This window comes from Streptomyces sp. NPDC045026, from assembly GCF_056432625.1.
On the sequence record NZ_JBWKIS010000005.1, the window covers coordinates 326,316 to 352,138 of the forward strand.

At 70.5% G+C, this 25,823-nt stretch carries 24 protein-coding genes; 11 read left to right on the forward strand and 13 right to left on the reverse strand.

What is annotated here, in order from left to right:
• Positions 1-134 precede the first annotated feature (134 nt).
• Positions 135-1,139, forward strand: a complete 1,005-nt coding sequence (locus AC07EJ_RS14615) for a sigma-70 family RNA polymerase sigma factor (RefSeq protein WP_389477809.1) — start codon at positions 135-137, stop codon at positions 1,137-1,139.
• Positions 1,140-1,198: 59 nt separating this feature from the next.
• Here the strand turns inward: AC07EJ_RS14615 and AC07EJ_RS14620 are convergent, their stop codons facing one another.
• On the reverse strand, positions 1,199-2,188 hold the full coding sequence (locus AC07EJ_RS14620; RefSeq protein ID WP_389477806.1) for a helix-turn-helix transcriptional regulator: 990 nt from the start codon (positions 2,186-2,188) through the stop codon (positions 1,199-1,201).
• Between the two features lie 153 nt (positions 2,189-2,341).
• On the opposite strand from AC07EJ_RS14620, the gene AC07EJ_RS14625 reads away from it, so the two are divergent.
• Entirely contained in the window at positions 2,342-3,844 is a 1,503-nt protein-coding gene (locus AC07EJ_RS14625; protein WP_478884338.1) for an MFS transporter, read from the forward strand.
• A gap of 90 nt (positions 3,845-3,934) precedes the next feature.
• On the opposite strand, the gene AC07EJ_RS14630 is transcribed toward AC07EJ_RS14625, so the two are convergent.
• Positions 3,935-5,194: an extracellular solute-binding protein gene (locus AC07EJ_RS14630; RefSeq protein ID WP_478884339.1), complete on the reverse strand. Its 1,260-nt coding sequence runs from the start codon at positions 5,192-5,194 to the stop codon at positions 3,935-3,937.
• Between the two features lie 71 nt (positions 5,195-5,265).
• Between AC07EJ_RS14630 and AC07EJ_RS14635 the strand changes: the two genes are divergently transcribed.
• The 6 genes from AC07EJ_RS14635 (at position 5,266) to AC07EJ_RS14660 (ending at position 11,314) form a co-directional block, all read left to right on the forward strand.
• Positions 5,266-5,928 carry a TetR family transcriptional regulator gene (locus tag AC07EJ_RS14635; protein ID WP_389477799.1) on the forward strand — a complete coding sequence of 221 codons (663 nt, stop codon included), beginning with the start codon at positions 5,266-5,268 and terminating at the stop codon, positions 5,926-5,928.
• Positions 5,929-5,985: 57 nt separating this feature from the next.
• Entirely contained in the window at positions 5,986-6,750 is a 765-nt protein-coding gene (locus AC07EJ_RS14640; RefSeq protein ID WP_478884340.1) for a glucose 1-dehydrogenase, read from the forward strand.
• Between the two features lie 215 nt (positions 6,751-6,965).
• Positions 6,966-7,727 (forward strand): DeoR/GlpR family DNA-binding transcription regulator, encoded by a 762-nt coding sequence (locus tag AC07EJ_RS14645; protein ID WP_389477794.1) that lies wholly within the window; start codon positions 6,966-6,968, stop codon positions 7,725-7,727.
• 89 nt (positions 7,728-7,816) lie between these two features.
• A complete protein-coding gene (pfkB, locus tag AC07EJ_RS14650) occupies positions 7,817-8,764 on the forward strand; it encodes a 1-phosphofructokinase (RefSeq protein ID WP_478884371.1) in 948 nt (315 codons plus the stop codon).
• A gap of 136 nt (positions 8,765-8,900) precedes the next feature.
• Positions 8,901-10,988 carry a PTS fructose transporter subunit IIABC gene (locus AC07EJ_RS14655; RefSeq protein ID WP_478884341.1) on the forward strand — a complete coding sequence of 696 codons (2,088 nt, stop codon included), beginning with the start codon at positions 8,901-8,903 and terminating at the stop codon, positions 10,986-10,988.
• A gap of 92 nt (positions 10,989-11,080) precedes the next feature.
• The gene (locus tag AC07EJ_RS14660; protein WP_389477788.1) at positions 11,081-11,314 is read left to right on the forward strand and encodes a hypothetical protein; all 234 of its coding nucleotides are present in this window, start codon (positions 11,081-11,083) and stop codon (positions 11,312-11,314) included.
• A 90-nt stretch (positions 11,315-11,404) separates the two neighbouring features.
• Here the strand turns inward: AC07EJ_RS14660 and AC07EJ_RS14665 are convergent, their stop codons facing one another.
• The 3 genes from AC07EJ_RS14665 to AC07EJ_RS14675 form a co-directional block, all read right to left on the reverse strand.
• The gene (locus AC07EJ_RS14665) at positions 11,405-12,175 is read right to left on the reverse strand and encodes a DUF6227 family protein (RefSeq protein WP_389477786.1); all 771 of its coding nucleotides are present in this window, start codon (positions 12,173-12,175) and stop codon (positions 11,405-11,407) included.
• Positions 12,176-12,388: 213 nt separating this feature from the next.
• Positions 12,389-13,660, reverse strand: a complete 1,272-nt coding sequence (locus AC07EJ_RS14670; RefSeq protein WP_478884342.1) for a L,D-transpeptidase — start codon at positions 13,658-13,660, stop codon at positions 12,389-12,391.
• Positions 13,661-13,816: 156 nt separating this feature from the next.
• Positions 13,817-14,884: a P1 family peptidase gene (locus AC07EJ_RS14675; protein WP_389477782.1), complete on the reverse strand. Its 1,068-nt coding sequence runs from the start codon at positions 14,882-14,884 to the stop codon at positions 13,817-13,819.
• 178 nt (positions 14,885-15,062) lie between these two features.
• Between AC07EJ_RS14675 and AC07EJ_RS14680 the strand changes: the two genes are divergently transcribed.
• Positions 15,063-15,659, forward strand: a complete 597-nt coding sequence (locus tag AC07EJ_RS14680; protein WP_478884343.1) for a hypothetical protein — start codon at positions 15,063-15,065, stop codon at positions 15,657-15,659.
• Between the two features lie 154 nt (positions 15,660-15,813).
• Positions 15,814-15,996, forward strand: coding sequence for a hypothetical protein (locus tag AC07EJ_RS14685; RefSeq protein WP_389477776.1), 183 nt, complete (start codon positions 15,814-15,816; stop codon positions 15,994-15,996).
• Positions 15,997-16,003: 7 nt separating this feature from the next.
• Here AC07EJ_RS14685 and mscL read toward each other — a convergent pair whose 3' ends face one another.
• The 6 genes from mscL to AC07EJ_RS14715 all read right to left on the reverse strand — a co-directional run bounded on the left by mscL (position 16,004) and on the right by AC07EJ_RS14715 (position 21,948).
• Complete coding sequence (mscL, locus tag AC07EJ_RS14690) at positions 16,004-16,462, reverse strand: large conductance mechanosensitive channel protein MscL (RefSeq protein WP_389478081.1); 459 nt, start codon at positions 16,460-16,462, stop codon at positions 16,004-16,006.
• Positions 16,463-16,612: 150 nt separating this feature from the next.
• Positions 16,613-16,945 (reverse strand): RcpC/CpaB family pilus assembly protein, encoded by a 333-nt coding sequence (locus tag AC07EJ_RS14695; RefSeq protein WP_389477774.1) that lies wholly within the window; start codon positions 16,943-16,945, stop codon positions 16,613-16,615.
• Positions 16,946-17,423: 478 nt separating this feature from the next.
• Positions 17,424-18,299 carry an S-methyl-5'-thioadenosine phosphorylase gene (locus AC07EJ_RS14700; protein WP_478884344.1) on the reverse strand — a complete coding sequence of 292 codons (876 nt, stop codon included), beginning with the start codon at positions 18,297-18,299 and terminating at the stop codon, positions 17,424-17,426.
• A gap of 93 nt (positions 18,300-18,392) precedes the next feature.
• Positions 18,393-18,734 carry an FmdB family zinc ribbon protein gene (locus tag AC07EJ_RS14705; protein ID WP_389477770.1) on the reverse strand — a complete coding sequence of 114 codons (342 nt, stop codon included), beginning with the start codon at positions 18,732-18,734 and terminating at the stop codon, positions 18,393-18,395.
• A gap of 67 nt (positions 18,735-18,801) precedes the next feature.
• Complete coding sequence (locus AC07EJ_RS14710) at positions 18,802-20,088, reverse strand: MFS transporter (protein WP_393583678.1); 1,287 nt, start codon at positions 20,086-20,088, stop codon at positions 18,802-18,804.
• Between the two features lie 339 nt (positions 20,089-20,427).
• Complete coding sequence (locus tag AC07EJ_RS14715; RefSeq protein ID WP_389478080.1) at positions 20,428-21,948, reverse strand: potassium/proton antiporter; 1,521 nt, start codon at positions 21,946-21,948, stop codon at positions 20,428-20,430.
• 268 nt (positions 21,949-22,216) lie between these two features.
• Between AC07EJ_RS14715 and AC07EJ_RS14720 the strand changes: the two genes are divergently transcribed.
• A complete protein-coding gene (locus AC07EJ_RS14720; protein WP_478884345.1) occupies positions 22,217-24,982 on the forward strand; it encodes a penicillin acylase family protein in 2,766 nt (921 codons plus the stop codon).
• Between the two features lie 60 nt (positions 24,983-25,042).
• Here the strand turns inward: AC07EJ_RS14720 and AC07EJ_RS14725 are convergent, their stop codons facing one another.
• Positions 25,043-25,177, reverse strand: a complete 135-nt coding sequence (locus AC07EJ_RS14725) for a hypothetical protein (protein WP_478884346.1) — start codon at positions 25,175-25,177, stop codon at positions 25,043-25,045.
• Complete coding sequence (locus AC07EJ_RS14730) at positions 25,174-25,776, reverse strand: 5-formyltetrahydrofolate cyclo-ligase (protein ID WP_389477764.1); 603 nt, start codon at positions 25,774-25,776, stop codon at positions 25,174-25,176. Before AC07EJ_RS14730 ends, AC07EJ_RS14725 begins: the two co-directional genes overlap by 4 nt.
• Between the last annotated feature and the right edge of the window lie 47 nt (positions 25,777-25,823).

Genomic DNA, 25,823 nt, shown 5'->3' on the forward strand with positions numbered 1-25,823 from the left:
AGCTTGGGAATTCTGTCCGGATTCCAGTCGTTGTTTCCATCGGATGCAGGGCACCCGGGAGGGTGTGCCGGGCACCACAGGACCACAGGACCTGTCCACCGCAGGCCCCCGCCCACCATCGCAAGGGAGCACGCATGGCAACCCGTGCCGTCGCCCGTCGTAAGTCCGCCGTCTCCGGCGAGACCGACGGCGCACGCAGTGTTCGCGCCGTAGGCGGCGAGATCGCCGACCGCGACCTGGTCGGCATGTATCTCGACGAGATAGCGCGTACACCACTGCTCGACGCCGCCAAGGAAGTCGAACTTTCCCAGACCATCGAGGCGGGCGTGTACGCCCGGCAGATCCTCGACGGCGAAGCGGAGAGCGAAGCCGCGGGCAAGGCGTCCCGCGAGGAGCTCGAAGCGCTCGTCGCCGCGGGTGAGCGGGCCAAGGACGTCTTCATCAAGTCCAATCTGCGCCTGGTCGTGGCCGTCGCGCGCCGCTACCCGAGGAGCGGTCTCCCGCTGCTCGACCTCATCCAGGAGGGGAACGCGGGCCTGGTGCGGGCCGTCGAGAAGTTCGACTACCGCAAGGGCTTCAAGTTCTCCACGTACGCGACGTGGTGGATCCGGCAGGCCATCACGCGGTCGATAGCCGACCAGTCACGCACGATCCGGCTCCCCGTCCACCTGGTGGAGGAGCTGGGCCGCATCCGGCGCGTACAGCGCGAGTTCAACCGGAAGAACGGTCGGGACCCCGAGCCCGAGGAGATCGCCGCCGAGCTCGACTCCAAGCCCGCGCGCGTCGTCGACGTCCTGGACTGGGCCCGCGACCCGGTCTCGCTGAACATGCCGGTGGACGACGAGGGCGACACCCAGTTCGGCGACCTCCTGGAGGACACCTCCGCCGTGTCGCCCGAGCAGTCCGTCCTCACGCTGCTGCGCAGCGAGGAGCTGGACGACCTCATCGGGCGCCTCGACCAGCGCACGGCGTCCATCATCAAGATGCGGTACGGGATCGACGACGGCCGTGAGCGCACGCTCACGGAGGTCGGCAAGGAGCACGGACTGACCCGCGAGCGGATCCGGCAGATCGAGAAGCACGCGCTTCTCGAGCTGAAGAAGCTGGCTCGGGACACCGGGTTCGATGCCGCCGCGTGACGCTTCGGGGGCACTGACCTTCTGGGGGCGCTGCCCCCAGGCCCCCGCGTCCCTTGTCCTCAAGTGCCGGACGGGGCTGAGCCGGGGTGCGTGGCTCTGTTGAGGCGCGCACCCAATTCCCGTACGTAGTCAACCAGTTCATCCGGCCCGTGCACCGTGAACTCGCAGTCCACCAGAGCGAGCCGCAGCGCCAGCCACTCCACCGAGTCGGTGGCTGTTGCGCGCAGCCGGCATGTCCCGTCGGGCTGCGCCTCGGGCGCGCCGAGTGTCGAGGGCAGCCGTGCCACCACGAAGTCCGCCGGCGCTTCGAACGTCACGTCGATCTCGTACGAGGGCCGGCCGCGCCCCGACATGGAGCGCCGCAGATACTCCGCCGCGTCGCCGGTCGGCAGCTCCCGCGGAGCGAACCGCGCACCCGTGGCGAACGGCTCCTCGACCCGGTCCACGCGGAAGGTGCGCCAGTCGTCCCGGTCTATGTCGTACGCCACCAGATACCAGCGCCGCCCCGTCGACACCATCCGGTACGGCTCCGTCAGACGGCGTGACTCCGTGCCGTCGCCCGAGCGGTAGCGGAACCGCAGCCGCTCCTGCCCCGCCGTCGCCGACGCGAGGACCGTGAGCGTCTCCGTCGCGATGGACGCCCCGTCCCCTCCGGTCAGCGGCATCGTCGCGGCCTGGAGCGTGGAGACCCGGTGCCGCAGGCGCGAGGGCAGCACCTGTTCCAGCTTGGCCAGCGCCCGTACGGACGCCTCCTCGACACCCTCGACGGCGTGCCCCGCCCCGGCCCGCAGGCCGACCGCGATCGCCACCGCCTCCTCGTCGTCCAGGACCAGCGGGGGCAGCGCCTTGCCCGCGACCAGGCGGTAGCCGCCCTCCGCTCCCATCGACGCCTGGACGGGATAGCCGAGGTCGCGCAGCCGGTCCACGTCCCGGCGCACCGTGCGCCGCGAGACGCTCAGGCGCGTGGCGAGCTCACCGCCGGGCCACTCGCGCGGGGTCTGGAGCAGGGAGAGCAGCTGGAGAAGCCGGGCCGGGGTGTCGGTGGTCATGGTGCGTCCCCTCTCGTTCGCGTCTCGTTCTCGTGTCCGTCCCGCTCGCGGCGTCCGCGCTGGTGGCTTTCGCGTCGCATTCGTTATCGGGAGATTCCAGGGTGGGCGCCATGTAGGACATGGTGTGTCCTACATGGCTCCTAGTCTCCTCGTATGACTTCACCCGTGACCACCCCCGACAGGCGACGCTGGTTCGCCCTGGCCATCGTGATGACCGCCGCCTTCATGGACCTGGTCGACGTCACGATCGTCAACATCGCGATCCCGTCCATCCAGCGCGACGCGGGCGCCACCGTGAGCCAGATCCAGTGGATCACCGCCGGATACGCGCTGGCGTTCGCCGCGGGCCTGATCACCGGCGGGCGGCTCGGCGACATCTACGGCCGCAAGCGGCTCTTCCTGATAGGCATCGCCGGCTTCACGCTCGCCTCGGCGCTCTGCGGCTTCGCGGCGAACCCCGAGATGCTGGTCGCCTCGCGCATCCTCCAGGGCGGCATGGCCGCGATGATGGTGCCGCAGGTCCTGTCGATCGTGCACGCCACGTTCCCCGCGCAGGAGCGCGGCAAGGTCTTCGGGCTCTTCGGCATGATCGTCGGCCTGGGCGCGGTCTCCGGTCCGCTGCTCGGCGCGCTGCTCACCGAGTGGAACCTGTTCGGTCTCGAATGGCGCCCGATCTTCCTGATCAACCTGCCGGTCGGCATCGCCGGACTGCTCCTCGGCCGCAAGTTCATCAGCGAGTCCAAGGCGCCGCGCGCCCTCAAGCTCGACCTCGTCGGCGTCGTCCTGGTCACGCTCGGCCTGCTCATGCTGATCTACCCGCTGACGCGCGGCCGCGAGCTTGGCTGGCCCGTGTGGGGCCACGTCGTGATGGGCTCCAGCGTCCTCGTCTTCGGCGCGCTCGTCGCGTACGAGAAGTACAAGACGCGGCGCGACGGTTCGCCGCTGATCGAGCTGTCGCTGTTCAAGGTGAAGAGCTTCGCGGCCGGTATCGCCGTGCAGGTCGTCTTCGGTGTTGCGCTCGGCGTGTTCTTCCTGGTGTGGACGATGTACATGCAGGTCGGCCTCGGGTGGACGGCGCTGCACGCGGGCCTGACCGGCGTGCCGTTCTCCATCGCCGTGTCGGCGGCAGCCGGAATCTCCGTACAGAAGCTCGTGCCGAAGTTCGGGCGCAAGGTGCTCCAGACCGGCGCGCTGGCGATGATGACCGGGGTGCTGATCTACATCTGGGAGGCCGGGCGTTACGGCGCCGGGATCACGTCCTGGCAGATGGCGCTGCCGCTCGTCGTGATGGGCGTCGGCATGGGCCTCATCGTCGCCCCGCTGACCGACGCGGTGCTCTCCGACGTGCCGCGCGAGCACGCCGGTTCGGCGTCCGGGCTGATCAACACCACGCAGCAGATGGGTACGGCACTCGGGCTCGGCCTCGTCTCCGTGGTGTTCTTCGGGACGATCGGCGACCACCTCGCCCCGACCGAGGTCGGGCAGGCGTTCACCGACGCGTTCAGCAACTCGCTGTGGTACGTCGTCGGCGTGCTCGCCGTGATCTTCCTGCTGATGTTCGCGCTGCCGGGGCGGCCCGCGCAGCACGTCGAAGGGGGCGCGCAGGAGGCGGACCCGACGGCCGGACCGGTGGAGAAGGCGCCGGAACTGGTGTAGTCGACCGGTGTAGTCAACCGGTCCAGTTCCTGCGGGACTTCGAGTGGGCGGGTCCTCGCGCTGCGGCGCGGGGGCCCGCCCATCTGTCGTTCAGCTCGTCGAGCGCATCTCCGCGCGGCTCGCCGTCGTGTCCAGGGTCTGGAGCACCTCGCGCGGGTTGCCGCCCCGGACGACCGCCGAGCCGATGTCCTCGCGGATCGCGGCCCGCACGTCGGGCCAGGACGTCTGATTCACCGGCTGGAACTCCGCCCGCGGCATCTGGTCGATGAACTTCCACAGCGGGCGCTGCGCGGGGTCGGAGCGCAGGGCGTCCGACGCGGACGCCGTCACGGGCAGCGCCGCCTGGCCGCCCCCGTACGTCCTGGCCGACTTACGGCTGTAGAGGTAGGTGAGGAACTCGCCGCACTCGGCCTTGTGGCCGTTCTGGTTGAACGCGAGCAGCCAGTCGCTCAGGCCGACCGGCGCCGCCGCGCCCCCCTCCCGCTGCGGGAACGCCGCGTGCGCGTACGGGACCTTCGCCTGGTCGGCCGCGTTCATCAGGACCGGGTGGGCGATCAGCATGCCGATCTGCCCGCGCATGAACTGCCCGTAGGCGGCCGTCCTGTCGAGGAGCTGGGGCGCGGAGCCGGCCAGACCCTCGCCGACGAGGCGGTCGCGCAGCCAGGTCAGCGTCGCGATGTTGCTGGTGGTCGCGAAGTCGTAGCCCGTGACGCCCGCGTAGGTGCCGCCGCCGGCCAGCAGCCAGGCGAGCGCCTCGTCCTCGGCGGCCTCGGGGCCGAGCTGGAGGCCGTACGGCGTCTTCACACCGATCGTCTTCAACGCCTTCGCCACGGCATGCAGTTCGTCCCACGAGGTGGGCGCGGAGACGCCCGCCTGCTCGAAGAGCTTCGTGTTGTAGAAGAGGCGCGGCGTGCTCGCCATGAACGGGATGCCGTACTGGACGTAGTGGGCCGTGCCCGCCTGGGTGAACGCCTGCGTGAAGTCGGCCTGGGTGGGGATGTCGAAGAGCTCGGACACCGGGTAGAGCTTGCGCTGGTCGGCGAAGGTCGCGAAGACGTTGGACTGCGCGATGTCGGGCGCCTTGCCGTCCTTCACCCGCTGGGCGAGGGTCCGGTCCAGCTTGGCGAACGGGATCCGCTCGACATGGACCGTGACGTCCGGCTTCACCTTCTTGTACGCCTTGACGACCTGGTCCCACTGGTCGCCGATCGAGGAGCCGACGCTCTGGTCGTAGCTGGCCACCATCAGGTTGAGGGAGCCCTTCGACGAGCCGGAACCGCAGCCGCTGAGCCCGTAGGCCGCGGCGCCGGCGAGCCCGGCCGTCTGAAGAAGGAAACGTCGCCGCCGCACTGCTTTCGCCCACCCCTTGGTTGCACGCCAGGTCGGTGGCAGATTCTGCCATAGAGGCATAACATGACTTCATGCCCGGTAGCTCTACGACTGAGACGCTGACGGAACGACGCAAGGCCGCCACCCGCCTGGACATCGCCCGCACGGCGGCGGCGCTCTTCGTGGAGGACGGCCTGCGCGCCACCCGCGCCGAGGACATCGCCCGCGCCGCGGGGGTCGCTCCGCGCACCTTCTACCGCTACTTCGCGACCAAGGAAGAAGCGGTAGCCCCGCTCTTCGCCGCGGGAGCCCAGCAGTGGGCGGGGGCCGTGCGCGACGCCCCGGCGGCGCTGTCCGTGCCCGACGCGCTGCGGCACGCGGTCGCGCAGTCGCTGGCCGTGGACGACGCGGCGAACGGGGAATCGCTGGAGTGGGTCAGGTCCCTGCTGCGCATGGCGGCGGAGAGCCCGGCGCTGCAAGCGGTGTGGGGCACCGCCTGCCACGCGTCGGAGGCGACGCTGCTCGCGGTGCTTGCGGAGCGGGCGGGGGGTGGCCCGGAAGCCGGATCAGGCGCTCCTCAGGCCCCCGCGTCACTCGCCCTGCGCCTGACCGCGGGGATCGCCTGCACGGCCGTTCGCGTAGGCGTGGAGACCTGGGCCGCGAGCGACGCCCCGGCGGACGGCGAGCTCGGACCCGCGGCGCTCGCCGCGCGGTGCCTCGCCTCGCTGGACGGCTTCCCGTGGGCCCCGGCCTAGGCCTGCCCCCACCCCTCGAACTCCCTTGTTCCACCCTCGACTTCCTCTGGAGCAACCATGAACAACCTCACCGGCAAGACCGTCCTCGTCACCGGCGGAGCCCGCGGCATCGGCGCCGGGATCGCGCGCCGCGCCGTCGAGGCCGGTGCCAACGTCGTCGTCACCGACGTCCTGGAGGACGAGGGCAAGGCCCTCGCCGCCGAGCTCGGCGACCGCGCCCGCTTCGTGCGGCACGACGTGACGTCGGAAGAGGACTGGACGGCCGTCGCCGCATTCGCCACCGCCGAGTTCGGCGGGATCGACGGCCTGGTCAACAACGCGGGCATCTCCACCGGCCAGCCCCTGGAGACGGAGACCGTCGAGCACTTCCGCAAGGTCCTCGACATCAACCTCACCGGCGTCTTCATCGGCATGAAGACGGCCATCAACGCGATGAAGGGCAACGGCGGCGGCTCCATCGTCAACATCTCCTCCGCCGCCGGCCTCATGGGCCTCGCCCTCACCGGCTCCTACGGCGCCTCCAAGTGGGGCGTGCGCGGCCTGACCAAGCTCGCCGCGGTCGAGCAGGGCACGGCGAAGATCCGCGTGAACTCCGTGCACCCCGGCATGATCTACACCCCGATGACGGCCCAGCTCGGCATCCAGCAGGGTGACGGCGGCTACCCGAACAACCCGATGGGCCGCGTCGGCGAGGCGGACGAGATCGCCAAGGCGGCCGTGTTCCTGCTCTCGGACGACTCCTCGTACGTCACCGGCGCCGAGCTGGCCGTGGACGGCGGCTGGACCACGGGCCCGACGGTCAAGTACGTGATGGGCCAGTAGGCGCGCAGGCATCCCCGAAGGGCCCGGTTCTCCGCGAGGAGGCCGGGCCCTTCTGTGTGCACGTCTACTGCGTCTGCTACGCCTAAGGGGGGACCAAAGTCCGTTTGTGTCTGCGACATGCCCGAACCTGTTTACTTTCTGGAAATCCAGCCGTAGCCTCAGATTGAAACCACAGACTCGGGCACGACCGGGTGAGACGGCGGAGGCAAACGGACATGTACGCACCGGAGCGGCAGCAGGAGATCCTCCGCCTCGCGCGGGACGGCGGACGCGTGGACGTGCTGTCACTCGCCGAGGAGTTCCAGGTCACCGCGGAGACCATCCGCCGCGACCTGAAGACCCTGGACAGGGCTGGTCTCGTACGGCGCGTGCACGGCGGTGCCATACCGGCCGGGCGGCTCGACTTCGAGCCCGACGTCGCCGAACGCGAGGGCACCGCGGCCGACGAGAAGGACCGCATCGCCCGGCTCGCGCTCGCCGAGCTCCCCGAGGACGGCACCGTGATCCTCGACGCGGGTACCACCGTCGCCCGCCTCGCCGCGGCCCTGCCTCTGGATTCGACGCTCACCGTCGTCACCCACGGCCTGCCCGTCGCGGCCCGCCTCGCCGACCACCCCGGCATCCAGCTGCACCTCGTCGGAGGCCGCGTCCGCCACCGCACCCGCGCCGCCGTCGACGCCTGGGCCCTGCGGGCGTACGCGGAGATCCGCGCCGACGTCCTCTTCCTCGCGGCCAACGGGTTCTCCGCCGAACACGGCCTGACCACCCCCGACCTCGCCGAGGCCGCCGTGAAGCGCGCGGCCGTCTCCGCCGCCCGCCGGGTCGTGCTGCTCGCCGACTCCGCCAAGTACGGGCAGGAGCACTTCGCCCGCTTCGGTGACCTGGGGGACGTGGACGTGCTGATCACCGACAGCGGCCTCAGCGACGGGGACGCGGCCGCCATCGAGAAGAGCGGCACGGAAGTGGTCCGCGCATGAGCCTCACGACACCGGCCCCGGAACCGTTCCCGACACCGGTCCCGGAACCGGCACCCCCCACGCAAGCCACCACGGAAGACGTACGCGGCATGATCCTCACCGTCACCCCCAACCCGTCCCTGGACCGCACCTACGAGGTCCCGGCACTCGACCGGGGCGCGGTCCTGCGCGCCGCAGGCGAGCGCATGGACCCGGGCGGCAAGGGCGTCAACGTCTCGCGGGCCGTCGCCGCCGCCGGCGCCCGCACGCTCGCCGTGCTCCCGCTGGGCGGCGCGCCTGGCGCCCTGGTCGCCGAACTCCTCGACGCCCAGGGGATCAGCGTCGCCCCCGTTCCCGTAGCCGGACAGACCCGGTCCAACATCGCGCTCGCCGAGCCGGACGGAACGCTGACGAAAATCAACGCGCCGGGTCCCGAACTCACCCCGGAAGAAGCCGAGTCGCTGCTCTCCGTCGTCGGCGAGCGCTCCGCCGGCGCCGCCTGGACCGCCTGCTGCGGCAGCCTCCCGCGCGGCCTCGCCCCGTCCTGGTACGCCGAGCTGGGCGCCCGCGCCCACGCGGCCGGCGCCCGTATCGCCCTCGACACCTCGGGCCCGGCCCTCCTCGCGGCCCTGCGCGAACGGCCCGACGTCGTCAAGCCGAACGCGGAGGAGCTCGCCGAAGCGGTCGGCCGTCCGCTCGCCACCGTCGGCGACGCGGTCAAGGCCGCCGAGGAGCTGCGGGAACTCGGCGCGCGCGCCGTCCTCGCCTCCCTCGGCGCGGACGGGCAGCTGCTCGTCGACGGCTCGGGCGCCTGGTTCGCCACCGCCCCGGTCGACACCGTCCGCAGCAACGTCGGCGCGGGTGACTCGTCCCTGGCCGGTTTCCTCATCGCGGGCGGCACGGGTCCGCGGGCGCTCGCCTCGGCCGTCGCCCACGGCGCCGCGGCGGTCCAGCTCCCGGGCAGCGCGATGCCGACCCCGGCCGACCTGAACCCGGACGCCGTGACCCTCACGGCGGACGTCCCGCTGGACCGCGTACTGAAGGAGCCCGCGCCGTGACGGCCTGCGCCCCGCCCCTGACCACTCCCCACGCTCCTTTCCGAAGCCGCCGTCCCCGCGGCGAAACCCCCGTCCCCACCCCCACCCCCGTCCCCGCCCCCGCCGCCAAGGCGATACGCGTGCGAAGGAGCCCGCGATGAGCGAGATGATCACCGCCGACCTGGTCGATCTCGACCTGTCCGCCGACACCAAAGAGGCGGCGGCCCGTGCCCTCGCCGAGCGGATGGTCGCCCGGGGCCGGGTGACCGACCTGGACGGCTTCCTGGCCGACGTGGCGGCCCGCGAGGCGCAGATGCCGACCGGCCTCGACGGCGGCATCGGCATCCCGCACTGCCGCAGCGAGCACGTCACCGAGCCGACCCTCGCCTTCGGCCGCAGCGCCGACGGGATCGACTTCGGGGCGCCGGACGGCCCGGCCGACCTGATCTTCCTCATCGCCGCGCCCGCCGGAGCGGACGACGCCCACCTCACCATCCTGTCGTCGCTGGCACGGCAGTTGATGGACGAGGACTTCAAGGCGGCACTGCGTACGGCGACCGACGCGGGGGACACGGCGGCGCTGATCCGTGGGGATGAGCCGGAGGCCGAGTCCACTCCCGGGCCCGAGGCGGAGGCGGAAGCAGGGGAACCTGAGCCGTCGGTCACGGAGCCCGTGGCCGCCGAACCCGCCGAACCCGCCGAACCCGCCGAACCTGCCGAGCAGGCCGAACCCGCCGCACCCGCCGCGAAGTTCAAGATCGTCGCTGTCACCTCCTGCCCCACCGGCATCGCCCACACCTACATGGCGGCCGAGTCCCTGGAGAAGGCGGGCCGGGACGCGGACGACGTGGAGGTGGTGGTCGAGACGCAGGGCTCGGCCGGGTTCACCCGCCTCGCCCCCGAGGTGATCGCCGCCGCGGACGGCGTGATCTTCGCCCACGACGTACCCGTACGGGAGAAGGACCGGTTCGCCGGGAAGCCCACCGTCGACGTCGGCGTGAAGGCGGGCATCAACCGGCCCGCCGAACTCATCGGCGAGGTCCGCGAGAAGGCCGCGCGCGGCGAGACGACATCGGGCGCCGCGCCCGGCACCCCCGTGGACAGGGCCGGTGACACCGGCGACGGCTACGGCACCAAGCTGCGCAAGTGGCTGATGAGCGGCGTCAGTTACATGGTCCCGTTCGTCGCGGCCGGCGGTCTCCTCATCGCCCTCGGCTTCGCGATCGGCGGCTACACCATCAACAAGGCGCCGTCCGTCGCCGAGCACTTCGTGTGGACCCAGACCGACAGCTGGGCCGCGCTGCTCTTCCAGGTCGGCTCCGTCGCCTTCGCGTTCCTCGTCCCGGTCCTCGCGGGCTTCATCGCGTACGGGATGGCCGACCGGCCGGGGCTCGTGCCCGGGTTCGTCGGCGGTTCGATCGCGCTCACCATCAACGCCGGCTTCCTCGGCGGCCTCGCCGCCGGTCTCATCGCGGGCGGCGTCGTGATGGCGATCCAGAAGGTGCAGGTGCCGCCCGTGCTGCGCGGGATCATGCCGGTGGTCGTCATCCCGCTGATCTCCTCCGCCGTGGTCGGCTTCCTGATGTTCCTCGTCATCGGCAAGCCCATCGCCTCCCTCCAGCGCGCCCTGACGGACTGGCTGAACTCCCTTTCCGGCGCCAACGCGATCATCCTCGGCGTCGTCCTCGGCCTGATGATGTGCTTCGACCTGGGTGGCCCGCTGAACAAGGTCGCGTACGCCTTCGCGGTCGGCGGCCTCGCGAACCCCACCGAGGGCTCGCTCAAGGTCATGGCCGCGGTGATGGCCGCCGGTATGGTCCCGCCGCTGGCCATGGCCCTCGCGACGACCGTGCGGGGCCGGCTCTTCACCAGGACCGAACGCGAGAACGGCAAGGCGGCCTGGGTGCTCGGTGCCTCGTTCATCACGGAGGGCGCGATCCCGTTCGCCGCGGCGGACCCGCTGCGCGTCATCCCCGCCTCGATGGCGGGCGGCGCGGTCACCGGCGCCCTGTCGATGGCCTTCGGCTGCACCCTGCGCGCCCCGCACGGCGGCATCTTCGTGGTCCCGCTGATCGGCAACCCGTTCCTGTACCTCATCGCGATCGCCGCCGGTGTCTGCGTGTCCACGGCCCTGGTCGTGGTCCTGAAGGGGATGCGGAAGGCCACCCCCGAGGGCATGGCCGACGGGGCGGGCGACGCGGTCGCGGAGAAGGACGAGGAGCCGAAGATACCGGTGGCCGCCTGACGGTGGCCGCCTGACAGTTCGGAACTGTCCGCTCATGCGAGATACGTCACGGTCCGGGACCATAGTCCCGGACCGTGGTGTTGACTGGGCCCATGCCTGAGCACGTGTCGATCTTTCAGCAGGTAGGCGTGGCGTTCCTCGCGGTCGCCACCGTGGTGTGGGTGGTCGGTCTCGTCCGGCTGGTCCGCCATGTGGCCTGGGGCACCGCGCAGCCCCTCGCCTCGCTGCCGGGTCAGGGCGGGCCGCCCGCCCTGGAGTCCGTGCCGCTGACACCGGACGAGCGCGACGCGTTCGCGGGCCTGGTACGCCAGTTCAGCCGCCGCTAGCGCGGCCGATAGCCGCCGCTGGTCACGGGCAGGGTGTTTGCGCGGCTCTGCTTCTGCTTCTTGTTCCGCGGCTCGGCTTCCTGCGGCTGGCTAGCCGCAGCTGGGGCGGGAGCGGTCGGTGGCGCGGCGCTGCATCGCCGCGCGGGCCTCGTCCTGCGTGGCGTACACCTCGCACATGTGGCGGCCGTCCGGCGTCACCGTGTGCTCGATCTCCCAGAGGCTGATCTCGCTGCCGTCCTGCAGTAGGAACGCGTGCTCGTACAGCGTGAATCCGAGGCGCGGGCGACCGAAGGCCTGCGTGATCTGGTGCGCGTATGCGGTGTGCAGGAGACGGGCGGTGCCGGGGCCCGGACGGTCCTCGTTCTCCGCGCGGCGCAGCAGGCGGCGGGCGTGGTCCGCCGAGTCGTCGGCCGCGTAGCTGCGGCGCGGCTCGGGGACCGACGGGAGCTGGAGCGGGAGCGGCAACTCGAAGTCGGGGGCGGCCTCGCGGGGCAGCGGGAGGCGGTCCGTCGCCAGGTGGAGATCGTCCTCCGACGTGTACACCTCGTGCTGGGTCCCTCGGCCGGGCATCGTGTTGTGGACGAGCTCCCACAGCGTGAGCGCGCTGCCGTCCGCGAGCAGCCACGTGTGCCGGTACGTCTCGCGGTGCAGGCCCGCGCTGTGGTGCGCCGAGTGCAGCGAAGTGTCGTACGCGAGCGCGCAGTCGAGGCGGGCGAGGGCCTCGTCGGGCAGCTCGAAGGAGTTCAGGGCCCGGCCCAGAAGCCGCCCGAGGTGCTCATCCGGCTGGTGCGTGCCGTCCGGCTGATGCGACTCGTGCGATTCGGGTGGCTCGTACGCTGCGGTGTCGTACGGAACGCTCAAGGCATCTCCCGGCGTTGCTACATGTCACCTTGTGGGTGCATACCGTAGCCCCTAGTTCGGACATCATGTCCTCGAAATCAGAAACGAGCGGGCCGCACGGGGAAGTTCCCGCGCGGCCCGCTCTTGCGCCCGCTTTTTCGGCCGGCTCCGGGCTGCTCTTCGCTGGGGCTCAGGCCCCTGTCCGGTGGGGCTCAGGCCGCTGTCCGGTGGGGCTCAGGCCGCACTGCCGGCCGTCCACTGGCCCCACGACATGTTCCATCCGTTGAGGCCGTTGTCGGGTGCGATCGTGGTGTCGGGGGAGTGCTTGACGGTCACCACGTCGCCGACGAGCGAGTTGTCGTAGAACCACTTGGCGATCGTCGCGCCGCCCGCCCCCTGGACGTCCGCGAGGCCGATGCAGCCGTGGCTGGTGCCGGAACGGCCGAAGGGCGGGTTGCCCCTCGGGTACCAGTAGTTGCCGTGGATGAACGTCCCGGAAGAGGACAGGCGCATCGCGTGCGGCACGTCAGGGATGTCGTACTCGCCGCCGAAGCCGACCGTCGACCCGTTCATCCGGGTCTGGACGAACTTCTCGGAGATCACCATCTGCCCGTTGTACGTGGTGTGCTGGGCGCTGCCGGCCGAGATCGGGATCGTCTTGACGGTCTTGCCGTCCCGCACGACCGTCATCGTCTGGGTGTTGACGTCGACGGTGGAGACCTGGGAACGGCCGACGGTGAAGCTGACCGTCTTGTTCTGGACGCCCGTCACGCCGTTCGCGCCCTGCACGCCGTCCAGGGCGATCCTCATCGTGACCTTGGAGCCGGCCTTCCAGTACTCCTCGGGGCGGAAGTCGAGCCGCTGCGCGCCGAACCAGTGGCCGACGACCTGCTGGCCGCTGCTGGAGGAGACCGTGATGTGCGACTGCACGGCCTTCTTGTCGGTGATGGCCTTGTCGAAGGTGAACGAGACCGGCATGCCGACGCCGACGGTGGTGCCGCCGTCCGGCGTGTACGTGCCGATGAAGCTGCCTGACGTGGTGACCGTCGTGAAGATCGAGTTGGCGGCGGCGGTACGGCCCTCGGAGTCCTTGGCGGTGGCCGATACGCGGTACTTCGTCCCGCGTTCGAGCTGCTCCTTGGGCTTCCACGCCGAACCGTTGGCGGTGAAGGAGCCGGGCACGGTCCTGCCGCTGTCGGGCTCCGTCATCGTCACGTCGGTGAGTTTGCCGGACCTGACCTTCACGCCTGTCGCGTTGATGGACGCGCCCGTCGAACCGTCCTTGGCCGAGATCGTGATCTGCGCGGCGGAGGAGCCCTTGCTGTCGCCGCCCTTGCCGATCGAGTCGTCGTCGTTCCCCGCGCTGGCGCTGCCGCCGCAGGCGGTGAGGGTGAGCGCGCAGGCGGCGAGCGCGGCCGTCGCCACCAGGACCCGCCGCGCGGTGCGCCCGCGGCCCTGCTCGGGCTGACGGGGATGCTGGTGCGCGGCTGTGTCCGGGGTTGTCACGAGTTGCTCCAGGATTAGGTAGTTACTCCAGTGTGGGTAGAGAGTGCGACCTCACCGGAAAGGTTCCTTCGAAATATGTGAACGGAGACACAGGACACGCCAGGAACCGGGCGGGCGGGCCACTGCGTAAATCCTGGGCTGCGTGAGCCCGGGGCCTCAACTCCCGTACAGATCCCGGTACGAGAGGAACGTCCCGCCCGCCCCCCGCACCGACTCCGCCGCGAGCACCGCCCGCACGATCGCCCGCGTCACCATGTCCGCGCCCGCCGCGAGGATGTCGTTCAACGCGAGGGGGTCGTCCTCGTCGATCGGGCGCGTGCCGGTCGAGACGGCGAAGACGGTGTCCCCGTCGTTGAGGAGGTGCACCGGACGAACGGCGCGCGCGATGCCGTCGTGCGAAGTGCCCGCCAGCTTCTGTGCCTGGGAGCGGGTGAGCAGCGCGTCCGAGGCGACGACGGCCAGCGTGGTGTTCAGCGGGGGTGATGCCTGCCCGGCGGCCTCCTCCTTGGCCCGCGCGATCCGCGCCCGCGCCTGCGCGTGCGTCTGTGGCGACGGATACGGGCCGCCGCCTTGCTCGGGGGCGGAGCCCGGGTCGAAGAACCGTCCGTAGAGTGCGCCCGTCGCCGGATCGACGGCGGAGCCGGCCGCGTTGGCCACGACCAGCGCCGCGACCGTGACGCCCGAGTCGAGCACCGTGCTCGCCGTGCCCACGCCGCCCTTGAGCCCGCCGATCACCGCACCCGTGCCCGCGCCCACCGAGCCCTCCGCGACGGGGGAGCCCGGCGCCGAAGCGGCCGCCGCCTCCACCGCCGCGCGGCCGGTCGCCGCGTCGGGCCTGGCACCGAACTCGCCGCCGCGGCCCAGATCGAAGACGCACGCGGCGGGGACGACCGGCACCACCTCGCGCGGCCCGGCCCCCACCCGCACGCCCCGGCCCTGCTCCTCCAGCCACGCCATGACACCCGACGTGGAGTCCAGGCCGTAGGCGCTGCCGCCCGTCAGCGTCACGGCATCGATGCGACGGACCACATTGCGCGGGTCGAGGGCGTCCGTCTCCTTCGTACCCGGGCCGCCCCCGCGCACGTCCACGGCGGCGGTCATCCCGCCCTCGGGCGCGAGCACCACTGTGGTGCCGGTCAACCAGCCACCCTCGCCGACGCGGGTGGCATGACCGACCCGCAGGCCGGCGACATCGGTCAGGGCATTGCGCGTGGGCGTCGTCATACGGCATGCGTATCACGTGAGTTGGGCCCCGGCCCCGCCTCCGCGCGCGCCGAACGGCAGGTGCCTTACGGGACTTTGGTTCGCCCAGGTCACGACCTACGCCTCTCCTTTCCCCTGTGTCCGGGACGCACCGTGGACGAGTAAGGAACTCCCTCCTCGCCCCCATCAGGAAGCCGCCATGAGTCCTGCCCTCAAGGACGCCCCGTCCGTCGAAGGGACGGCCGGGTCGTACCATCCCCAGCAGTACCGCCCTGGCCACACGATCACGGACTGGGAACCGGAGAACGACCTCTTCCGGGAGTCCGTCGACAAGCGGGTCGGCGGCGCCAGCGTCACGATCATCTCCTTCGCCGGCATGGCCGTCTCGGTCGTCGGCGTGATCAACTTCCTGCCGTCCGGCGGCGGCCAGGGCAACTTCTGGGGCTTCCTCGGCTGTTTCCTCGCCGCGTTCTTCTTCAGCGGCATCGGTAACGGCTCGACGTTCCGCCAGATCCCCGTGATCTTCCGCAGCCAGCACCTGAAGGGCCTCGAAGAGGGCACCCCCGCCCACGCCAAGGTGGTCAAGCAGGCCGAGACGGAGCCCGCCGCGGTCACCGGCTTCACGTCCGCCATCGCCGCCTACGGCTTCTTCTTCATCCCGGCGATGTTCATCCCGGCGATGTTCGCGAACTTCGCCGTCACCAGCTCCCTGCGGTGCTTCGTGGGCTTCTACGTCACATGCATCGGCCTCTGCTGGTGGTTCTACGCCCGCAAGGGCGCCGAATCCCCCAGCTGACCGTCGACCCACGGACGCTGACCGGCAGCCGAGGGAAGCTGACCGGTAGCCCACGGAGCCGAAGGTCCCGGAAACCATGGCGTCGTGCCCGGAACCGACCCCCTGGCACCCCGCGCCCCGGCACCCAGCTCCCCGACGGACGTAGGCTTGAGCCATGAGCACCGCCCCCGCCCCCGAACCGCGCGATCCGAAGAGCGCGCTGGTCTTCGACGATCCGTTGAGCACGCAGTCCTCGGACGATACGGACCGAGGGTGGGGCGAGCGGCCCACCGCCGGCGGCGACAGCGCCGCTGACCTGGCTCGCTTCCTCGACGAGAAGCCGCCCCACCACCTCTGAGCCGCGGCTACTGCTCGCTGTGCCCGGAGCCGCGCTGCGCCACCAGGGCGTCGCGGATCTCCTTCAGGACCTCCAGCTCGGACAGCTCGACGACCTCCGCGGCGCCTTCCTTCGCGGCATCCCGGGCCGCCTTCTTGGCCAGGTACTTGGCCATCGGCAGCACCATCAGGAAGTACACGACCGCGGCCGTGATCAGGAATGTGAGGGTGGCGCTGAGCACCGAGCCCCACAGGATCTCGATGCCGTCCTTGCCCGGGCACGTGCCCTTCAGGCACGACTTGTAGCCGTTCAGGTCCTGCGTGCCGAAGGCGCCGACCAGCGGGTTGATGACGCCCTTCACGACGGAGTTCACGATGTTGGTGAACGCGGCCCCGATGACCACCGCGACCGCAAGGTCGATCACATTGCCGCGCATCAGGAAGGCCTTGAAGCCCTCCCAGACGCTCGGCTTCTTCTTCTCGCTCACCAGAAGGCCTCTCTTCACTTGTGCAGGCTGTGGAACAAACAGTTCCGCAACCTACGGCAGCGCCTGACGGGCCTGTCCAATTCGCTGACTCGAACGAGGGACTTGACTTCGAAACCGTGCGGACCGGCCCGTCCGGACACCCGAAAATGATCACCACAGAGTCACCGCCAGCCGCGAGGTGGCACCGGCCCCGGCCAGCCGCGCCGCCGTCGCCCGGGGCACGGACAGGACGACCAGCGCACCGCCCTCCGCGGCCGCATCGTCGGCTGACCCCGGCGACCCCGGCGACCCCGATGACTCCGGCACGGAGCTGACCCGCGCCCCCGCCGCCACGACCCTGCCCCCCTGACCTCCGGAGCCCTGCGCCTCACCGGCGCCGGCGTCGGCTCCCGCCCCCGCCGCCACGACGTCGACCCGGTCGCCGGGCCGCAGCAGCCGCACCGCCGCCGCGTCCGCGATCCGCACCGGCGCGGACACCGTCACGACCGGTCGCCGCTCCCGCTCACGCGCGGAACCTGACGACTCGGAGCCTGAGGACGCAGAGCCTGAGGAGCCCGCGCCGGACGGCCCCGCGGCCACCAGCACCGCCGCCGTCATGACGAGACCGCCTGCGACCGCTCGCCGCCGGTGCCGGCCCGCACGGTGTGGCCGCCACCGCCCGCCGCGGACCCGCAGCGGCGCGAAATGAGGGACCTCGCTCGTCGGGGGAGTGCTGAACGGGGACATGGGCGACCACCACCTGGATCGTGAGGCATCGAAGAGCCTCGGAACACGCAAGCTCGAAAGCTCGCCTCGCGCTCCACGATCCAGGCCCGCGCCGATTTCCGCTGAGGCCCGTGTACTACTCGCCGGTTGTGGACAACTCCCTCACCCGAAGGCGTAGTTCAGCCGCACGCCGCACGCCGCACGCCGCAGCCGGACGCGGGACGCCGCACGCCGCAGCCGGACGCCGTACGCGGGGCTACGGCAGCACGATCCCCGGATCCATCCCGCCGAGCGCCCCCACGCACAGGCAGTCCCGCTCGCCCTCCGCCGGCAGCCCCGCCACCGCGTCGAAGAGCACCGTCCGCAGCCGGTCCACATTGGCGGCGAAGACCTGGAGGACCTCGTCGTGCGAGACGCCCTCGCCCGGATCGGCGCCCGCGTCGAGGTCGGTGACCAGGGTCAACGACGTGTAGCAGAGCTCGAGTTCACGGGCGAGCATCGCCTCGGGGTGCCCGGTCATGCCGACCACCGACCAGCCCTGGGAGGCGTGCCAGCGCGACTCGGCGCGGGTCGAGAACCGCGGTCCCTCGACCACGACGAGCGTCCCGCCGTCCACCGGTTCCCAGTCGCGGCCGCGCGCTGCCTTCACGGCGACCCGGCGCCCGGCCGGGCAGTACGGGTCGGCGGGCGACACGTGCACCACGTTCGGCACGGTCCCGTCCGCGAGCGGCTCCCCGTCGAAGTACGTCTGTGCGCGGGCCTTCGTCCGGTCCACGAACTGGTCCGGCACCAGGAGTGTCCCCGGTCCGAACTCGGGCCGAAGCCCGCCCACGGCGCAGGGACCGAGGACCTGCCGGACGCCCACGGAGCGCAGAGCCCAGAGGTTGGCGCGGTAATTGATGCGGTGCGGCGGCAGATGGTGGCCGCGGCCGTGGCGGGGCAGAAAGGCGACCTCGCGGCCCGCGATCTCGCCGAGGAAGAGCGAGTCGCTCGGCGCCCCGTACGGGGTGTCGACCCGGACCTCGGTCACCTCGTCCAGGAACGAGTAGAAGCCGGAGCCGCCGATGACACCGATCTCGGCCGTGACCCGTGTGTTCGCCTTGCTCGCCGTGCCCGGAACTGTATTCGCCATGTCCGGCACAGTATCCGCCGGGGAACGCCGAAAACCCTGTCGTCGGAAGGACGACAGGGTTCCGTAAGAACTTGGCCGTGGCGGCCGAGCGCCTTACGCGGCGGAAGAGCTCGAGGACGAGCCCGAAGAGGAAGACGAAGACGAAGCGGAAGCCGAGGACGTCGACGCGGAGGACGACTTGGAGTCCGAGGACGAAGACTTCGAGTCCGAGGTGGTCGACTTCGCGGACGACGGCGCCGGCGAGCTGCTCGACGAGGAGCCGCGGCTGTCGTTGCGGTAGAAGCCCGATCCCTTGAAGACGATGCCGACCGCCGAGAACACCTTCTTGAGGCGTCCGTCGCAGCTCGGGCACACGGTCAGTGCGTCATCGGTGAACTTCTGCACCGCCTCGAGGCCCTCGCCACATTCGGTGCACTGGTACTGGTACGTCGGCACTTGCTTCCTCCTGGCACTCTCACTCGATGAGTGCTAACGACAATCCATAGTGACGTATTCCGCGAGATCAGTCCACCGACACCGGCACTCGGTGACCGACGCCACGCGCCACGGTCCGGCCGGTCGACGGCGGGACGAGGCGGGAACGCAGGGTCGCCAGGAGCAGTACGGCGAGCACCGTGCCGCCCATGGGGACGAGGAATCCGGCGCCGTCCCAGAGGCGGTCCTCCAGCTGGCCGGCGACCGTGACGGCCGCTGCCTGGCCGAGTGCGACCGCGCCCGTGAGCCATGTGAAGGCCTCGGTGCGGGCGGTCGGGGGAACCAGCTTCTCGACGAGCGTGTAGCCGGTGATCAGGGCCGGGGCGATGCACGTGCCCACCAGCAGGCCGATCCCGGCCAGCAGGAGTACGGACTGCGCGGCCCAGAGGCCGGAGGCGGTCACGGCGAGCGCGGTGTAGGCGAGCAGGAGGCGGCGCTGCGGCGCGATCTTCCATGCGACGGCTCCGCAGACGATGCCGGAGAGCATGTTGCCCGCGGCGAACGTCCCGTACAGGACACCGTTCAGGCCGGGCTCGCCGATCGACTCGGTGAACGCGGCCAGGGCGACCTGCATGCCGCCGAAGACGGAGCCGATGCCCAGGAACGCCACGATCAGGACGCGCACTCCGGGGATCCGCAGCGCGGAAACGTGCTCCACGCGTGCGTGGGCCGCGCCCGCGGACCGGGACGGCAGCGGCTGCGTGCCGCGCTGCGCGGCGAACAGGAGGCCGCCCAGCAGCGTCAGGGACGCCTCCGTGACGAGACCGGCGGCGGGGTGCACGCTGGTGCACAGGGCGGTCGCGAACAGCGGGCCGAGGACGAAGGTGAACTCGTCCGTGACGGACTCGAAGGCGGCGGCCGTCGTCATGAGGGGCGAGCCCTGCAGCTTGACGCCCCAGCGGGCCCGGACCATGGGTCCGACCTGCGGGGTGGACGCGCCGGTCGGGACCGCCGCGACGAACAGGGTCCACAGGGGGGCGTCGGTGAGCGCGAGCACGGTCAGCAGGAGCACGGACGCCGTGTGCAGCAGGACGCCGGGCACGAGGACGGCGCGCTGCCCGAAGCGGTCGGCGAGTTTGCCCGTGAAGGGGGCGAACAGCGCCATGGAGACGCCGGTGGTGGCGGAGACGGCGCCGGCGGTGCCGTACGAGCCGGTGGTGTGCTGCACGAGCAGGACCGTCGAGAGGGTGAGCATCGCGAACGGCTGCCGGGCGGCGAAGCCGGGGAGCAGGAACGTCCAGGCGCCGCGGGTGCGCAGCAGCTGACCGTATCCGGGGCGCTTGTCGGTGACCGTGGCCGTGTAATTCTCTGGCACGGCCCTTGCCTTTCTGCCGCCTGGTAGCGCTGCCCCGGTAGGGGTGTGCGCCGAGAGCCGTCCTCATGCGCCGGGAACCGAGTGATACCGGGGTCCGCGCCAGGAGGGCCTGGGCCATGCAGGGTATGCAAGGGAACCGCGGCCGCTTTGCGGTCGCGCCGGCTCTACATCAGGCAGAGTCGGTGGAACTTCAAGTGTGTACCGACCATGCTAACGGCCGGGCGGGCCACTTTCTTCCGCGTGGCGGAACTTCATCCACCGGTCATCGGCCCGCCATCCATCTGCCGACGCCCTCCCTGAGCCCTCGGCGCCCTCGCTCTCCGCGTATGCGCCAAGGCGCTACTGCGCCCGCCGTGCGCGTCCCGGGCCGCCGTTCCCCGCCAGCCATCCGGCGAGCTTGCCGCCCTGTGCCACGGCCCGCAGCCGGGCCTCGGCCGCGTCCCGTACCTGGTCCGTCGCGACCACGAGGAGTTCGTCGCCGTGCCGCAGGACGGTCGTCGGCAACGGCACGAAGGACTGCTTCTCGCGCACGACGAGCGTGACAGCGGCACCCGGGGGCATCCGCAGCTCGCTGACCTCGACGCCGTGCATCCGGGACTCCTTGGGGATCGTCACGGACAGCAGATGTCCGCGCAGTCTCTCCAGGGGCGCCGATTCGATGCCGAGGTCGGCGGCGGAAGCGGAGTCGCTGCCGAGCCGCAGTTTCCGGGCGAGCCAGGGCAGCGTCGGTCCCTGGATGAGCGTGTAGACGACGACGAGGACGAAGACGATGTTGAAGATCCGAGTGCTGTCGTCGACGCCGTTCACCATCGGGATGGTCGCCAGGATGATGGGCACCGCGCCGCGCAGCCCGGCCCAGGACATGAGGGCCTTCTCCTGCCAGGGCATCCGGAACGGCAGAAGACTCAAGACGACACTGAGGGGGCGCGCCACCATCGTCAGGACGAGACCGATGACGATCGCGGGCCAGAAGTCGTCCACGAGGTCGTGCGGGGTGACGAGCAGGCCGAGCAGGACGAACATCCCGATCTGCGCGATCCAGCCGAGCCCTTCGGCGAAGCCGCGGGTGGCGGGCCAGTGCGGCAGTTTCGCGTTGCCGAGGACCATCGAGGCGAGGTAGACGGCGAGGAATCCGCTGCCGTGGGCCATGGCTCCGGCGGCATACGCGGTGACGGCGATGGCCATGACGGCGATCGGATAGAGGCCGGAGGCGGGCAGGGCGACGTGCCGCAGGCCGAAGGAGCCGAGCCAGCCCACCGCGATCCCGATCGCGGCGCCGATCGCCAGTTCAAGGGCGATCTCCCCGACGAGGGCGTACCAGTGCTCGATGGGTCCAGCCGTGGAGAAGGCCACCACCAGGATCACCACAGGAGCGTCGTTGAAGCCGGACTCGGCCTCCAGGACGCCCGTCACGCGGGACGGCAGCGGCACCTTGCGCAGCACGGAGAAGACGGCCGCGGCGTCCGTCGAGGACACCACCGCGCCGATGATGAGCGCGTGCCGCCACTCGAGGCCCACGACGTAGTGCGCCCCGGCGGCCGTCACACCCACGCTGACGGCGACGCCGACCAGCGACAGCATGACGGCGGCCGGCAGCGCCGGTTTGATCTCTTTCCACTTCGTGCCGAGGCCGCCCTCGGCCAGGATCACGACGAGGGCTGCGTAGCCGATGACCTGCGTCAGCTCGGCGTTGCTGAACGACACGTTGCCGATGCCGTCCTGCCCCATGGCCACCCCGATGCCGAGGTAGAGGAGCAGGCTCGGCAGTCCGCTGCGCGAGGAGATGCGCACGGCGGCGACGGCGATCAGCAGGACGAGCGAACAGACGAGCAGGAGCTGGTTGAGGTGGTGGACAGTCAGGGGCTGTTTCCTTCCTCCGAAGGTCGTACGGGTTGGCCCGTACGGGTGCGTGGGACACTGCGGAACGACCAGGTACTTCGTTACCTTACCTAATCGTTAACGCTTTCTTGATGCCGTTCGGGGTGACCTCGGGCGGGTTGAGGGCCCGGGTTCTTGACACCGCGTCCGAGGCCGCCGTGCCCTGCGCCTATGGTTGCTCCAGCGCTCCGTGACCCCACAGCCCGCCTGCAGCCCGCTCTGCCGCTCGCGAAGGACAGCAAGGACAGCGATGCCCTCGAACACCAACGCCTCTTCCGGCCATTCGTCCGGCAAGAAGAAGAAGGGGCGCAGAGCCCGACTGATCGTGATCGTGCTGGTCCTGGCCATTGTCGCGGGCATCGGCTACGGCACGTACTGGAGCGTCAGTACCGTGCGTGCCTCCTTCCCGCAGACAAAGGGCTCGATCAAGCTCGACGGGCTCTCCGGTCCCGTGGACGTCAAGCGGGACTCCTACGGGATCCCTCAGGTCTATGCCTCGTCCGACGAGGACCTGTTCATGGCCCAGGGCTATGTGCAGGCACAGGACCGCTTCTGGGAGATGGACGTCCGCCGCCATATGACCTCCGGCCGGCTCTCCGAGATGTTCGGCAAGAGCCAGGTCAAGACCGATGAGTTCCTGCGGACGCTCGGCTGGCACCGGGTGGCGCAGAAGGAGTACGACTCCAAGCTCTCGCCCGAGACGAAGAAGTACCTCCAGGCGTACGCCAAGGGAGTCAACGCCTACCTCGCCGGCAAGGACGGCGGAGACATCTCCGTCGAGTACGCGGCGCTCGGGTTCACCAACGACTACATGCCGCAGAAGTGGACGCCGGCCGACTCCGTGGCCTGGCTCAAGGCGATGGCATGGGACCTGCGCGGCAACATGCAGGAAGAGATCGACCGCTCCCTGATGACGAGCCGTCTCGGCCCGCAGCAGATCGCGGACCTGTATCCGGACTACCCGTACGACCGGAACAAGGCGATCGTCCAGTCCGGCTCCTACAGCAGCGTGACCGGCTCCTACGGGGAGGGCTCCGGTGGGTCCGGAAATCAAACCGGTCCCGGCACTGAAAGCGCCGCCGGCACCGGCCTCGCGGGCAACACCGAGGCCCCCAACGGCCTCCAGAGCCAGCTGACCGGGCTCTCCGACGCCCTGGACCAGGTCCCCGCCGCGGTCGGCCCGAACGGCAACGGCATCGGCTCCAACTCGTGGGTGGTCTCCGGCGCGCACACCATCACCGGGAAGCCGCTGCTCGCCAACGACCCGCACCTGTCGCCGCAACTCCCGTCGGTCTGGTATCAGATGGGCCTGCACTGCCGGAGCCTGTCGCCCTCGTGCCAGTACGACGTCACGGGCTACACGTTCTCCGGGATGCCCGGCGTGATCATCGGCCACAACCAGGACATCTCCTGGGGCATGACCAACCTGGGCGCCGACGTCACCGACCTGTACCTGGAGAAGCTGAACGGCGTCGGCGGGTACCAGTACGACGGCAAGACGGTCCCGTTCAAGACCCGCAAGGAGACCATCAAGGTCGCCGGCGGCGACGACAAGACCATCACCGTCCGCGAGACCAACAACGGTCCGCTGATCTCCGACCGGGACGACGAGCTGGTCAAGGTCGGCAAGAAGGCGAAGGTCGACGCGGCCGCCCCCGACCGGGGCGACGGCTACGGGGTCTCGCTGCGCTGGACCGCGCTGACTCCCGGCAAGTCCATGGACGCCGTCTTCGAGCTGAACAAGGCGAAGGACTGGACCCAGTTCCGCAAGGCCGCCGCCGACTTCGAGGTGCCCTCGCAGAACCTGATCTACGCCGACACCAAGGGCAACATCGGCTACCAGGCACCCGGCAGGATCCCGGTCCGCGGCAAGGGCGACGGTTCGCTGCCCGCACCCGGCTGGGACTCCGCGTACCGCTGGAAGAGCTACATCCCGCAGTCCGCGCTGCCGTACGAGTACAACCCCAAGCGCGGCTACATCGTGACCGCCAACCAGGCCGTCATCGACAAGGACAAGTACCCGTACCACCTCACCTCCGACTGGGGTTACGGCACCCGCAGCCAGCGCATCACCGATCTGATCGAGTCGAAGATCGCCGGCGGCGGCAAGATCTCCACCGACGACATGCGCACCATGCAGATGGACAACAGCAGCGAGATCGCCAAGCTGCTCGTGCCCAAGCTGCTCAAGATCGACGTCTCGGACAAGTACGTCCGTGAGGCGCAGAAGCTCCTGGAGAACTGGGACTACACCCAGAACCCGGACTCGGCGGCCGCCGCGTACTTCAACTCGGTCTGGCGCAACATCCTCAAGCTGTCCTTCGGCAACAAGCTCCCCAAGGAGCTGCGGGTCAAGGGCCAGTGCCTGAGCGTCGAGCCGGCCGGTGACACCGGACCGGCGGACGAGGACCGGAGGGTGCGCGAGTGCGGCGAGCGCGACGCGGACTCGGCGCAGCCGGACGGCGGCGACCGCTGGTTCGAGGTCGTCCGCAAGATCATCAACGATGAGAACAACGACTGGTGGAAGGCTCCGGCCACCCGCACCGACGCCGAGACCAAGACCCGTGACCAGCTGTTCGCGCGGGCCATGGAGGACGCGCGCTGGGACGTCACGGCCAAGCTCGGCAAGGACATCGACACGTGGAGCTGGGGCCGCCTGCACCAGCTGAGCCTGAAGAACCAGACCCTCGGCACGGACGGGCCCGGCTGGCTCCAGTACACGCTCAACCGCGGCCCGTGGAAGCTCGGCGGCGGCGAGGCGGCCGTGGACGCCACCGGCTGGAACGCGGCCGGCGGCTACGGGGTCATCTGGGTCCCGTCGATGCGCATGGTGGTCAACCTCGCGGACCTCGACAAGTCCAAGTGGATCAACCTCACCGGCGCCTCGGGGCACGCGTTCAGCGCGCACTACACCGACCAGACCGAGAAGTGGTCCAAGGGCGAACTCCTCCCGTGGGTCTCTTCGGAGAAGGCGGTCGGCAAGAACACGAAGGACACCCTGGTGCTGCGGCCCTGACGTCGGGCGACACCTTGTGAAAGGGCCCCCCACGCGTGCGTGGGGGGCCCTTTCACGTCCCTAGGGATAGGTCGGACAGATCAGATAGATCAGATAGATCAGATAGATCAGATAGATCAGATAGATCAGATAGATCAGATAGGTCAGATAGGTCAGATAGGCCGGACGGATCGGGCAGGCCGGAGGGCCGTTCACCGGAAGCGGCGCACTCCCGAAGGCGTCACCACGGCGTGCACGGGACGGTCGTGCGGCTCCTCGGGGACGCGCTCGACGACTTCGCCGTCGTACAGGAGCACCACGAGCGCCGGATCCGCGTCCGCGCGCTCCAGTCGCGCCAGGACCCGGTCGTACGAGCCGCCGCCGCGGCCGAGCCGCATGCCGCGCCCGTCGACCGCGAGGCCCGGCAGCAGCACCGCGTCGGCCTCCACGACGGCCTCCGTGCCGAGGCGCTCCCCGGCGGGCTCCAACAGGGCCATCTTTCCGGCATGTTGCACGCGCGCGAGGGACCCCGGTCCGTCGTAGGCGCCCCAGTCGAGGTCGTTGTCGTCGAGGAGTACCGGAAGCAGGACGCGCACCCCGCGCGCGTGGAGGGCGTCGAGCAGCTCGCGCGTGCCCGGCTCCCGGCCGACGGAGACGTACGCGGCGACGGTCCGCGCACCGGCCAGCTCGGAAAGTTCCAGCGCCTGGCGGGCGAGCACCCCGGCCGCCTTCGCGACGTCATCCGCGGGCAACCCGGATCTCACCTGGAGGAGTCCTGCCCGCAACGCGCTCTTGTCAGCCTTTGGCAAACACATAGCCAGCTCACAAACCCCTCATATAGGCACCAAGTTAACTGGAAGCA